This window comes from Dysgonomonas sp. GY75, assembly GCF_015234155.1.
GTDB lineage: Bacteria > Bacteroidota > Bacteroidia > Bacteroidales > Dysgonomonadaceae > Dysgonomonas > Dysgonomonas gadei.
This window is the reverse complement of sequence record NZ_JADCLQ010000003.1, coordinates 234660-248926: the sequence shown is the minus strand read 5'-3', so window position 1 is coordinate 248926 and position 14267 is coordinate 234660. Positions and strand designations below refer to the sequence as shown.

The following is a 14267-nucleotide window of genomic DNA, read 5'->3' as shown; positions in this document are numbered from 1 at the left end:
AAACAGAAAAATAAGAATGCGATTTTTATCCCTATGCTGTTTGGTTGCATTATCGTTTAATGTATACCCTCAGGATGTGCGGCAGGATAAACAGGATAATAAAGCCCGTAAAATAGAGGTAAAGGCTGACCGCAAGTTTGTTGAACAGGATTTTGATAAAGCAATGAAACTTTACGAATCTGCATTAAAAGAAGTAAAGACTAATACTTATACAGCCGTCCTTCACCTGAAAACAGCAAGGCTTTATCTGACATTATTGGATTATGTGTCGGCAATACCTCATTACGATGCGGCAATATCATCAAACGAAAACCTATTTACATCTATAGATATCTGTAACTATTTGGATGCATTAAGGTATTCCGGTGAAAAATTGAAAGCAATCAGAATTGCAAGGGAATACGCCTATAGAGATGTATACAAAAAGGATCAACGCTATCTGAATATATTACATGCGTTAAATTATGAGGATGGTTTCTTGCCTGTAGGTACACCCGAGTTTAATATTCAAAAGCTCGATAAGTTTAACACTCCATATTCTGAATTCTGGGTAGGAAAAATGAGAAATGAATATTTCTATGCTACAAGTAGCAGCCGATTCCATGACCCGAACAAAAAGTTTTACCACAGAACCAGATATTACTCTTTGGATGAGAATTCCGAATATTCGATCAACTCATCCCAAAAAGGAAAATCGAAGCCATTACTGCATATGATTCCTGTCGATTTGCAAAATGGGCCGCTATCTTTTTCTGATGATATGTCAAAAATGATAGTAACGGAGGTTGCATATGATAAGGGTGAATCTATAGAGATGTCCTCCGGTGGTGTGAATACCTATAAAACAAAGTTACGTTATTCCGAATATAATAAGAATCGTAAAGGCTGGTCAGCATTCAGGGCCGCTTTCCCTCAGAAAGAAGGAGCTTCTTATGCGCATCCTTTTATATTCAACAGGAATCGTTCTGTCCTTTTCTCATCCGATATGGATGGTGGCTATGGTGGCTATGATATCTATATTGTTCATTGGGATGAGAAGCTACAAAGTTGGGGTGATCCTATTAATCTGGGTGAACAGGTAAATACAGAAGGTGATGAAATATCTCCTGCCATATTTAATGATATGCTGGTCTTCTCATCAAACGGACATGTTGGCTTTGGAGGCTATGATATATACGGTATAAGCTATGAAAATGGTAAGATCCTGGATGGAAGTCTTACCCATTTCGATTATCCGATAAATACTGTTCTCAACGACTTCAGCATGCTCCGAATAGACAAGGATAAAGGATATGTGGTATCAGACAGGCAGCGTTTCAACAAAGATGATATTTTTTATTTCGAACGGAATAAGAATTTTGGCAGGGAAAATCTTATATACGGAATGTCGGAAGTAGATGCAATAACAAATGGGGCTATAGTTTTAGTCAATAATGAAGGAAACTTTAATAGACCTCGCAGGGAGTCTGTGCCTGAATTCAGTCTTGAATCTGAGTCTTTACTGAGTGTGTATTTCGACTTCGACAAATCGGTTTTACTTCCTTCTGCAATTCAGGAATTAAAGATGTGGCTTGCAGAAACAGACCTCCATAATATAGAGTCTTTGATCATTGATGGATATGCAGACGAAATGGGGACAGAAGACTACAACTACGATTTATCGAGAAGAAGGGCTGAAGTTGTTGCCCAATGGCTGTCACAACAAGGTATTAAAGCACGTGCGAGGGTGACAGGTAAAGGTAAGATATTCGTCAACAGCGATTCGCCACTGGAGGTCCCATTCTATAATGATAACCGGAATACATCTATTTGGAACCATAAGATATGGATGAATAGAAAAGCCAGAAGAGTAGATATAAAAGCAGTAATTAAATAACATAACAAATATATACATGAAGTACAGAAGAAAAATATTGGAAAGTTTACTGATTTGTGCTCTATTGATTGGGTTTTCAGTACAAAAGGCTAATGCTCAGTATATGCCGGTAGTCTATGACAGGACGTATGATGGTGAAGGTATTCAGTACCAGCATATTTATCCGGCTTCGGATGGTCAGGTTGTATTGGTGGGATCTGTAGGTGAGAAGACCACAATAACATGGGTGAAACGTGAAGGAGATATTTATTTCTCTCATTCCTTACCATCAGGCTTCACATCAGTGAATAGCGTTTCTTATATAGACAAAAATAAAATATTAATTCTGGGACAGTCCAATTATCTTATTTTGAAAAAGAAAACAAATAAGGTATGTGGTCGTGCCATTATTGTAGATAACACAGGGAAAATTCTTACCGATGTGTATCTCGGGGAAGATGGTAGCGAATTATTCTGTGGAAAAGTATTAAAAGACGGAAATCTTGTACTCGGTGGCTATGAGCCGAAGACAGGGGATGTAAGAGCCGGATTGTTGGGAAAAGTAGATGCTACAGGGAAAGTCATATATAAATATCTTTCCAGCGAAAGCGGGACTTGTATCGGTTTCGATGTTTTAGGCAGTACTACAGAATATATACATGCCGCATTTACCGGAGAAGAGGGGACCACTGCTTCTGTAGTTCGTTTAGATAGTAAGGGCAAACCGTTTTTTGTAACAAATCTGCCCGATCAGGGTTTTCATATACACAAAATGATAACAGCGCCTGACGATCATATCTTCCTTATAGGGAGTAGTGCTTCTACAGGCGGTCGCGTTATAAAAATCAGAACTGAGGGAGATATTGTCTTTAACAAGGAAATTGTTCCTGCTTCGGAGTTTTCTACATTAGAGCATCTCTATTTGGCAAACAATGGAAACATACTGGTTGGAGGTAATGGCGGCGATAAATGTTATTACTCGCTTTTGCGTAACGATGGTACAGACCTCTTGAAGTATATCTTGAGAGGAAGTATATCAGGCATGGGTTTGAATCCTGTTTCAGGAGAATCTGTCGTAGTCGGTTTCGATGCAGACCGTGGTCGCGGAACAATTGTAGGATTGGCTAAAGACGGACGGCAGATATATCAGAAATCTACCGATGGAAATTTCGATAAAACCCAATTGACTCAGAATGGTATTTTCCTAGCTAGTACAGCAACGGGACGTATTTGCATGCTCTCCAACATGGGTGATATGCTCTTTGACCGGTATGCTATCGAAAATGAGAGGAATGTTTTTGAAGAAATCAACTTTACATCCAACGGAGACATATTGTTCAAAGGAAGAAGCAACAGGGTGGTTAAGCTCGGTCATGGTGTATATGTGTCTGATGTGAGAATTAATAAACCTGTCAATGGTTATACAACTGCATTGTTTACAGTAACACTTACTGGATATTCAACCACAGAGCAAGGTGTACCTGTGCCTGTAACCGTTGAATACGGAACTAAGGCAGGGACGGCAACAGAGACGGACAACTACTCCCCGATAAAAGGAAGCCTTTCTTTTGTTCCAGCCAATGACGGTGCTACACGCTATATGATAAAACAAGATGTGGAAGTGCCTATCAAGGCTAATAACCTAATGGAGGGACGCAAAGTGTTCGAAATGCATCTGGCTAATGTAAATCACAGTTACCTGGTGAAGCCTGTAGGTATTGGTACGATTGAGGATCAGGAAGTTTTGGTAAAATTGGTAAATACCGAAGATGGTGTAGAAGACCAGAAAGATGTTACATACGAACTGGGAATATTCAAGACAAATGGTGAGATGCTAGTGAATTCAACCGGATCAGACATTATTGTAGATGGTGTATATGGTAAAGGGACTGCTGACGCTTTGGATTTTGATATGGGAATAATACCGCGCGTAGTCATAAGCAAAGGCCAAAAAACAGGTGCGTTTAATGTGAAGACCCTGAATGATACACGCTATGAATTACCTAAGTCAGTGGTGGTGGATTTCAATAAAATACATGCTATAAACGATGCAAATATCAATTTTGAAAGTTCGCTGTTGAGTTGTGCCGGTAATATTATCGACCAACAGGCTATGATTGCTATTACTTCTTTGGGTGACCATGGAAGAATGAATAATATTGTCTCTGGCTTTTATCGCATATCATTGTTGAGAGCGTCTGACGGAGCATTACTGACAAATGCTACAGGAGGAGACGTAAATGTAACATGTTCGATTGGAGCTGAAACTACAGCCACAGAGGGGAAAGACTTTGTTCTGACTAACCTTCATGACCTCCGTATCTGGGGTGATGGCAATCGTAGTACCGTGAATCTGAATGGTATCGTTCTCTTCGATAAAGATAAGGCCGGGCCTAAAAAATTAGTTATGGAAATTAATTCTGTAACCACACCGGAGTATAGCCCACAAATATCCATTTCAACCGAAGGCAAATCAGCAAGCTTTGTAATTAATGATTAACAATTAAAAAGTATCTGTTTTGTTTTTATTTGCTGACCCTGTTTTTGAATAACTAATTTAAAGAATGAGAAATATGGAATATTTAAACGTCCCTTCTATTCTGTCTTTTAGACATTCTGTAATTAAAGAGTTTAAGGTATATGCTGGTTCCCGTAAAGGGGCAGTAGAGTTGGATTCTTCCGAATTTGACCCGATGGCCATTTGGAAACAATATATTGTACAGAAAAAAAGTATCTGTAAGGAATTAATGTTGGCGTTTATAGATGATACAACACTGGCTTTCTTTCCCGAAAAATATACTTATACCTACAGATTCGAAAACGGGGTTTTGCAAATATATAATACCATACATAATTCCTGGAACAATTTTGCTTATGGCGATAGGAATAAACTGGTGATAAAACAAGGTCTTACCGGTGTTGGAAAAGAATTGTCCTTTATGCAGCGCAGGGCAAAAAATAGGGACGAAACCTGTTTTGGTGCATTAAATTATGCAGGTGTAAATTCATTATCCTATCTAAAAGATAAAAAAGCAACTATAGCTTGGTGTAATGTACATTATACCTTTCAATAACATCCTGAAAATAATATGCTTGATTCCTGAATATTAAGGAATTAGGATCAGTATAATCGTAAGGATAAATGGTACAAGCAATGAAAAAAATGAATATAAAAGAACATATAAATATGACCATTATACTCCTGTGGATAATGGGATTTGTATGTTCCTGTTCCGCAGATAGTGTCTTTATTGATGAGGGTGGCAATACTGATGGTGAAAAGAAGATTTTTCTTTCCATGTTACTGAACCCGAATGAGGATACAAAAGAAAAGTCGGTAGGCAATATTGATGATTCTGATTTTGAAAGTCAGATTTACAGACTCGATGTTTTAATATTTAAATCAGCAGGAGAATATGAAGCTGGAAAAGTTGACGGACATGATTCTGTACCGCGTAAAATAATCAACGGAAATGAGTATCAAACCATAGATGAAATAAAAGGCATCAGCCTGACAGCCGGAAAACGGGATATATATGTTATAGCCAATGCCCCGGAAGGATATTTTGCCTCTGTCAAAAATATTACACAATTTCTACAAAAATATGAAAAACTGAATACGCAAGGTTTATTTCCTCATCCTGGGACGGTAAATCCCAATCCGGGTGATAATCCTCCAATAGGGGGGATTAATCCTTCAGATATGAAGACCAATCTGACCATGTGCCATTATGAGAAGAATGTAAGTTTTAAAAATACAGAAGAACAACATTACTTGGGATATACATCAAACAATGGCCGTCCCGGAGATGTTGCATCTGATTATGGGCATGCTTTGTTTGGAGCTGACCCGTTTGTATTGGAACGGCTGGTGGCAAGGGTGGCGATTCAAAAGATTGAATTTGACCTGGCAACTGATATAGAATTTGAAAAGAATTATCCTACAGGTAATTATACATATCATATCGATTCGGTATTTATGATGAATGTGAAAACTGCATCGTGGTTTCCTGCCGAATCAGGAAATGTGCTGTCCGGAAAATTTGGTCATGGATGTAATACCGGATACCAGTTTTTGAAAAGTCCGATGTTATTAAATAATCTTAACCCGGCAAGCGAATTGACAAACTATTTAACAGAGCCAATCTTCACACAAAAATATGATATAACATCTGACGTAACGGCCAATGATACCCCTTTATGGTATTATGTTTTCGAAAACGATGAAAGTACCCTTTATCCTACCTATTTTGTGATAGGTGTAAGATACAATTTTGAGAGTACAAAAGATGCAGGGGTTATTAAAACGGTCAAGTGCTATTATCCGGTAATAGTAAATGCTCCGGCACCGGGAAAAACAACACATGATTACATAAAACGCAATTACCAATATGGTATCAAAGCTACAATAAAAGGTTTGGGAACTGTATATGGAAATAATGCCAGCCTCTTAAAAAGTGCACAGAGTCCGAATATGGCGATCGAGATAGATGAAACAATAGGTAAGAATCTCTTTCCTTGGGAAGGAAATACTTATAAGTAAGAAAAAAGAAAAATTATGAGAATAAAAACTATTATATATACATCTTTACCTCGTTTTGTTTTCTTCTTGAAAACATGTATGACTTTATTCTTCTTAACCTTTATAGTATTGCTTTTAATGCTTCTTCTACAAGGTTGTACGGACAGTAATGTTATGCAAATTCCTCAGGGAGAGGACGGACAATCCAGCCTGTCCTTGCAAACAAAATCAGTACCTGCTGAATTAATTAATAATTCACATTTGTATGTATTTGATGAGGATAGGAAATTTGTCAAAGAACAATTTAATGTTGATAAATCAGGGGACAAACTTTCCACTACGATGGCAGTTGGGGAGTGGAATCTGGTACTCATCAGTTGCAATACAGATGTTTCAGGCCAATTGAATATTCCATACGGAGGCGATATTGATACTTCCCCGATGTGGGAGACCAAATTGATAGCTCCTGCGAATCAGTTCCTATCACAAACTCCGGCAGAATTAAGTTATGCGCCTATCTTCAATACAGAGATACAACAAGGCATACCAACTTATAAGAATGCTTCTCTAAACAGAAATGTGGCAAAAATACAGGTGATATTAGAAGAATATACCGGTTTTAGTAATATCGTAGCGGGAACTAATCCTCTTGCTTTTGTGGAATTACTGGATGTACCAACAACTTTGGCTTGGAGCGGAAAGTATCTTCCTACCAGAGATACTCCATACCAGTCTGATAAGCCAATAAGGGAATATTTCAATTTTAATAGTCAACTGAAAGCAGATACTGTCGATTTTATTGTACCGGCACATAGAGGTGATGACTCATTTGCTACTACACATAGCGATACTACACATCACAAACTACGCCTGCGTGCAAGTATGCCGTTAAATAATGCCAGTTATTATGGAAAAACTCCTATCGAAATACCTTTTGTCCCTAAAATCAACCGTATTGTTCAGGTAGTACTGAAATTCAGAGGCGAACCTGATACTGACCTCGATGTAAAGGTGACGGTGAAAGACTGGGAGGATTTCATAGATCAGGATATAACATTCGATTAACGAATAATGATGTAGCCCAAAGTGGGTTATTCGAAGTTTTGTAAAGTTTGTGTTAAGGTGAATCCTGTGAGTCGGGAGATTCGCAGGTTTCTTTTTAAAAAATTATCGAATTGCTTTTGGGTTCATTTTATATAAATTTTTATAAGAACTAGGTTCATTCAACAAAATAGAAAAACTATGATATTGAAAGTTACATATTTAAAAGCATCCTTGTTATTACTTTTCTTTTGTTTGTCGCTATTTTCTTTTGCACAGACGAAGGACGGTGACAAGAACTTGTTACAAGGAAAATGGGTTTTGGAAAATCTTTCTGTAGTAGAGATTAAAGATTCAGGATATACTAAGATAAACAAAAGTGGAGACGTTGATATTTTTTCAGAAATGGAAATAAAACAAGATACAATAATTATTGTACATAATGGAAAAATATTGAAAGGAGAATATAAATTCTATGATACTAATTTGAGTTTTGAAACCCTTCCTTTACCCTTCAATACAGGATGGTATTTATTTGAAAATAAATTACACTTACAACAGGATGTAATAGATCCCGATGGCAAATCACCCAAAAAGATTGTTTCATTTATTTTAAAACAAAATAACTTATAGTTATTAAGAATTTATATTGAAGCAATCATAGTATAGAGAATTTTAAAATTACACATTGTCTTTCTAATTATGAGATTAAATAAATCCCTCAAAATATGAATATTTCTACTATTTTATCTAATATAATTTCATGTGGTCGAATTATTGATGAACACAGACCTTCTCGGTTATTTCATTTCTTTACACAACGGGAGAGAAAAAAATTTATACGATTATTTCCTATTCTGTTTTTAGGTTTGATCGTTACCACTGCCCTTCATGCGCAGAGACCTGTAATAACACATAATATCAATACACAAGGTACTTTAACGATATCAAGTGCTCTTTTCGGCAATGATTATATTATTAAAGGGGAAGGTATAGGAAATGAAACGGCTAATAGGGTTATAATTGAAACGGGTTATATGGGAACTATTACCCTGGATAATGTGCATATAAGAGGTGCTAATAATTATGCTGCCATCAGAGTTAAAGGTCTAAATAACGGAGATGTACTAGACCCGAAAACGAAAGTGACAATTATTCTAAAAGGCAATAATCAACTTGAATCTGGAGGAACCAGTACATATGATCCAAAAACAACAAAACCTACAAGTCAATATTTTAGCAATGCAGCCGCGCTACAAGTAGATTTAGGTGCACAGATACATATCAAAGCTATCGATGAGACGGATAATGCATCCGGTGGACTTATAGCACGTAGTTATCACAATTCGGATGGTGGTGCCGGAATAGGTGGACCAAACTCTTATGCAGGTACTATTGGTGATGCAGGGATTCAAGGAACTGTTACATCATGGGGACCTAGTAACCAAACGGGAAGTAAGAGTGTGTCGGGTGGTAATATTCTAATATCCAGTGGGACAATATTTGCTCGTGGAGGAAGGTGTGGTGCCGGAATCGGGGGTGGATATATGACATTGTTTTCCGGAAATATTATAATTTTTGGCGGTGATGTTACTGCCTATGGTGGTGATCATAGCGCTGGAATTGGAACGGGCTGTCCCAATATGAGTGGTAATAATGGCTGGTATTCATATACTAGTAGTATTATAGCATTACTTCCGGCAAAAATTACAGCGACATCCGAGCAGAGTGGAAAACCTGGTCTGGCCGGAGCAAATAGTATTACCTATGTGGGTGATCCGCAAAGTCCGTTAGTAACAGTGAAGACTGTAGAAAATACGATGGATGCGGATATTTATGCTGATATCTCGGAAACTACTTCTGTTTCAAATATTTTCACGGCTCTTGGTATTACTGAGGATATGTGCGATCTTAAGAAAATAAAGTTCGGTAATACTGGTACAGCCGGACAAATAAATTTCCGGGCAACATTTGCACAAAATGTCACATTTTTTACTGACGCCAGGAGTACAATCTCTGCTACTCTCGATCGTCCTTTCAGACCGCAGACTACAACTGTAACTGCAGCAAAGACGATTACTCTTCCGCTGTTAAATACAAGTATGGCATTCGAAGCAACAGCTGCTATTCCTTTAGAACTGGGATATTCTTCTGTACAGGCATTGACAAATTCTTATAAATTAAAATTGACTTACACCGATTCAAAACCTATGACTGGTGTTGATTTTGACCTACAGGCCGGTGCAAGTTCCAATTTCTCAGATATAAAATATTATGGCCCGGATGGCGTTACGGAAATTAGTGAACCAAATACTTTGTCAAGTGGTCAGGTGTATTATATAAGCGTACCTATACAACAGGGTAAAGCGATTGGTATTTATAATGATGTACTTCGTATTAGTGGAATATGGGATGGTGCGGCGACCGGATATATTCGTCAGGTAATTACACAACGCGTTGTTTATAACGATACGAATACTAATACATATATCAAGGTATCGGCTTCTCAAAATAAATTTACAGTTGTACATCCGACAACAAATGAAGTTACATTAAATTTGAATATTAATCATTCGGGACTTACCGTTCCTTATGATGCGAATGATGTTACAGCTAAATACCTGATTACAACTGAGCCTGATTATGATGCAGCTTTGGCTGCGACTCCTCTTACCGGCTGGACTAATATGACCAGACCATCCGCTGAATCTACAAATACAGCTTCAACGGTGTCGTTTAGTGGCAAGGCTGTGGGTACGTATTATATACATTGGTATGTAGTATCTGGTGTTGTTTACGGACACAGTAAGACAGTAACGGATCCGCCGCTGACCAATGGAGGATACGGACCTTACAAGATTTTAAATGCAGTACAGGCAGGAAGTTTAACTGCCCAGCCATATGTGTGTTTTGGAAAGATCCCTGCACAGATAACAGGTACTACGCCTACAGGTGGTTCCGGAGACTTCGCTTATCAATGGCAAATAAGCACAAACAATTCAACATGGACGAATATATCAGGTACTAACACGATTAATTATACGCCTACAGCAGCATTGACGGTATCTCCAACCTATTTTCGCAGAGAGGTGAAAGATAATCAATTGGGGACTACTACAGCCACTGCATCTGTGAAAATAGAGGAACGGGCTGAATTAAAAGCCGGAACTGTTGGTACTACTCAGGCTATATGTTACAATACAGCACCCCTACAATTAACAGGTACCGTTAGTACCGGTGGCGATGGCAATTATACATATCAATGGCAATCGAGCGCAGATGGAATAAGTGGTTGGACGAATGTCGATGCTAATGGCACATCGGTGTCGTATTTACCACCCATATCAACAACTACTACACATTATAGACGTGAAACCAAAGATAATGCATCTTGTGGACCTGTATATAGTAATGTGGTAAAAATAACTGTATATGCTAAATTAGAAGCGGGAACGATATCAGGTAATCAGACTATTTGCTATAGCGCCTTACCTACACAGTTGACAGGAACTTCCGGTATCGGAGGTGATGGTAATTATAAATACCAATGGCAATCGAGTGCAAACGGAACAAGTGGTTGGACAAATATTGCTACTAATGGTACTTCTGCATCTTATTCGCCACCAGCGCTGACAGCCACAACTTATTATAGACGTGAAACAAAAGACAATGCGTCTTGCGGTACTGTATATACTGATATAATAAAGGTAGAGGTACACCCTCAGGTTGTAGCAGGAACAATAAAAGGCAACTCATTTGTATGTCAAAATATGGTTCCTCTTCCGATACAGGGAGATGTAAGTACTGGCGGCAGTAGCACAGCTAATTTGAAATACCAATGGCAGTCAAGCACGGATGGGACTATATGGACGAATATATCAGGAGCTATGGCTAAAGATTATACACCAGGTGTATTATCGTCAGATACTTACTTCAGGCGAGTAACTACTGATGATTTCTGTAATACATTTAAGCATAACAGTAATGCATTCCTTATAAAGGTTGTGGCTCAGCCAACAGCGCTTTACTGGAAACAGACAGCAGCAGATAGTAATTGGAATAACCCTGACAACTGGATAGATAAAGATGGTAACCAGCTGGGAATGGTACCATTGGCATGTACCGATGTTCAGATAACAGGTGGTTCTAATAATTACCCTTCATTGGACTTGATGAGTACACCCGTTGATTTATATGGAACTCCGCAATGTAAGAATATTACTTTCCAGTATGGATCCGAAGTTGCGTATCAATATAAATTAGCTTATGAGAAAGCCTTTGTTCAGTATAACTGGGGATATTACAGTAGCACAAGTGGGTTGGCTGAAGGTACTCAACCCGATATGAATGGTTCAGGATCCTCATGTTTGGTGAAAGAACGGGATACCTGGTATGCCTTAGCTGCTCCATTAAAGAATATGGCATCGGGAGACTTTTCATTTGGCGGTTTTCCGGTAACATGGCAGGGTGGTTTTAATATACAAGACCCTGTAACCGGGCAGTCTGTAGAGGTAGAAGCCGGAGACTTCAGTAAAGCATATGCGAGAAATGATATTAATCTGGCAGAAACTAACAATGCGGTTGCAATAAAAGTTCCTTCATACAAAGATCAAGTAGGCTATAATAATCATTGTCATATGGATGGCCTTGAAGGAGTACTGGAATTCCCATACTTTGAAAATGAAACGAAAGCGCCATTTTATCCAGCTCACACTTATGATAAATTTACCGGAGAAAGTAAGTTTTTCTATTTTGATACTAAAACACTTCAATTGATATATTCTCCGGTAGGACGAATGAAACGTGGATCGGAGGCTTATCGCTTTATATATGAAACATCTTCGAATGAGGTTAAGAACATTAATATAGGTGGAAATAGTGTACCAGGATATGCTCAGGAAATATCGAAACACATTGCCACATCACAGAAAGTTATGGTTGGAAATCCATTTATGGCATCTATAAATTCTAAGCGTTTCCTTGATGCCAATAATATAGATCCGATAGCACCGAAACTATTGGTTAGTGATGGATATTTTGTATTCAATAGTACATTGCAAATATGGGAGAACCGCCCGTTTTCGGCGACAAACAATATCAAACCTCAACAGGCATTTATTGTGACATTGGCCGAAGGGGTAAATAGCACGGAGTTATTGTATCCATTCGAAGGGACATATGCTCTGACCGGACCTGCTTTCAGAGGACTATCCCAAGTATTGCCGGAAGGAAGTTCTCTCTATCTGAAAACGAGTGACAATAATGATATGTCAGGAGACTATGCTATATTGAATGCATCCCGGATGGGGAATAATGAGAGTAATGTGAAGAAAATGATATATACAGAGGGACACATTGTACCCGAAACATTCTTCATCACCCCTGACGGTAACGATTATAATCTTGTTCAGGCAATTGAGGAAGGTGTCAAGGAAATAGGTATAGGTGTAAAATGCTCCGATACTCAAAAACCTCTGAAGTTTACATTCGAAAATGTATCTGAATTTTATTCGACTTATGGCGTGCGCCCTGTATTAGTGGATAAATTTATGTCTATAGAGCAGGATTTGACCGATAATGATACTTATCATTTTAATCAGCGAAAGACAACAGTAGAAAACAAATACATAGATGCAGACAGGTTTGTGTTACGTATGGCATCTCCTGGCGATATTGTCGGAAGTGTAAATGATGGCATTCATATAGTTTATCAAAATGGAGTTTTGGATGTAAAATCGGATAGAATAATTAAGACTGTTCATGTATATGATTTGTATGGAAGGCTGATACATTCAAATAGGCAGATAAACACAACAGTTTATACCAAATCTCTATCGTTAGCCCAAGGCTTATATATTGTAAAAGTGCGAACAGAAGATGGTAAAACTAAAGTGGAAAAAATAATGGCTTTGTAAGTAATAATTGATTAAAATAAGCGAACTCATGGATAACATGCAACAAATATTGATGAAAGAAAGTAAAAATGATTCTGATAATAACCAGATATACCTGTATAAAATTAATGATTATTGGTTTGCGTACGAATATTCGGCATTTTATCTATACTCTATTTGTTGTGTTGATGCCGTTTTTAAATACGTAGAGCCTGAAAATAAGAAAACAATATTAATATCTGTCTTAAAGAATGGATATGAAAAGGCCGGTAATCCTCAACTAAGGGTTATAGAAAGAACAGAACATCAAATGGTACTCAATTGCGGGATTAAATGCAAAGGTTTTCAACAATGGAAAGACGGGTGGATAACCTTATTTAAGGATCGGTATTTTGTTCAGATTATTCAGGAATTTTATCGCTCATTGTGTAAATTATGAACGAAGGAGCACGAAAGTAGTCATTTTTCGAGTTTTACTTATTTATTTAAAATATTACAAATTAAAATCATATAAAAATTGAATATGTTTAATAAGAAAAATAATATATCAGGTATTATATCAGCGACCTCTTTGGATAAGTCGCATAGCGTTCTATCCCAATCAACAATGTTTTCGGGAGAGATAAACTCAAAAGGAGATCTAAGGATTGATGGTAGTATCGAGGGTAATATTAATTGCGAAGGAAAAGTTATTATTGGTCCCGATGGAAGAGTCAATGGCAATATCAAAAGCAGCAGTATCGAACTGATGGGTAAGATTAACGGCGATGTTATTGCTTATGATATTGTCCGGCTTAAATCATCATCTTATTTCAAAGGAGAGATAACTGCTTTAAACTTAGAGATCGAGGCAGGCGCAAATTTCTTCGGTACCTGTAAGATGGTAACAGAACAAGATACAATTGAAAGAGCAACTTTTGTACCGGAAGCCTTAGCTATAGAATAACTGTTTTGT

Annotated in this window: 9 protein-coding genes; all 9 read left to right on the top strand. The window is 37.7% G+C overall.

Going from position 1 to position 14267, the window contains the following annotated elements; genetic code table 11:
• Nucleotides 1-16: 16 nt before the first annotated feature.
• The 9 genes from IR083_RS02165 to IR083_RS02125 all read left to right on the top strand — a co-directional run bounded on the left by IR083_RS02165 (nt 17) and on the right by IR083_RS02125 (nt 14258).
• Complete coding sequence (locus IR083_RS02165) at nt 17-1876, top strand: OmpA family protein (protein ID WP_006797864.1); 1860 nt, start codon at nt 17-19, stop codon at nt 1874-1876.
• 16 nt (nt 1877-1892) lie between these two features.
• Nucleotides 1893-4355, top strand: a complete 2463-nt coding sequence (locus tag IR083_RS02160) for a Calx-beta domain-containing protein (RefSeq protein ID WP_006797865.1) — start codon at nt 1893-1895, stop codon at nt 4353-4355.
• 73 nt (nt 4356-4428) lie between these two features.
• Nucleotides 4429-4929, top strand: coding sequence for a hypothetical protein (locus IR083_RS02155; RefSeq protein ID WP_194223075.1), 501 nt, complete (start codon nt 4429-4431; stop codon nt 4927-4929).
• Nucleotides 4930-5009: 80 nt separating this feature from the next.
• Nucleotides 5010-6398, top strand: a complete 1389-nt coding sequence (locus IR083_RS02150) for a fimbrial protein (protein WP_194223074.1) — start codon at nt 5010-5012, stop codon at nt 6396-6398.
• A 15-nt stretch (nt 6399-6413) separates the two neighbouring features.
• Nucleotides 6414-7442, top strand: a complete 1029-nt coding sequence (locus tag IR083_RS02145) for a FimB/Mfa2 family fimbrial subunit (RefSeq protein ID WP_006797868.1) — start codon at nt 6414-6416, stop codon at nt 7440-7442.
• Between the two features lie 177 nt (nt 7443-7619).
• Nucleotides 7620-8051 carry a hypothetical protein gene (locus tag IR083_RS02140; protein ID WP_194223073.1) on the top strand — a complete coding sequence of 144 codons (432 nt, stop codon included), beginning with the start codon at nt 7620-7622 and terminating at the stop codon, nt 8049-8051.
• 404 nt (nt 8052-8455) lie between these two features.
• The gene (locus IR083_RS02135; RefSeq protein WP_194223072.1) at nt 8456-13333 is read left to right on the top strand and encodes a T9SS sorting signal type C domain-containing protein; all 4878 of its coding nucleotides are present in this window, start codon (nt 8456-8458) and stop codon (nt 13331-13333) included.
• A gap of 28 nt (nt 13334-13361) precedes the next feature.
• Nucleotides 13362-13751, top strand: a complete 390-nt coding sequence (locus IR083_RS02130) for a hypothetical protein (RefSeq protein ID WP_006797870.1) — start codon at nt 13362-13364, stop codon at nt 13749-13751.
• An 84-nt stretch (nt 13752-13835) separates the two neighbouring features.
• On the top strand, nt 13836-14258 hold the full coding sequence (locus IR083_RS02125; protein WP_006797871.1) for a polymer-forming cytoskeletal protein: 423 nt from the start codon (nt 13836-13838) through the stop codon (nt 14256-14258).
• The last annotated feature ends 9 nt before the right edge of the window (nt 14259-14267 follow it).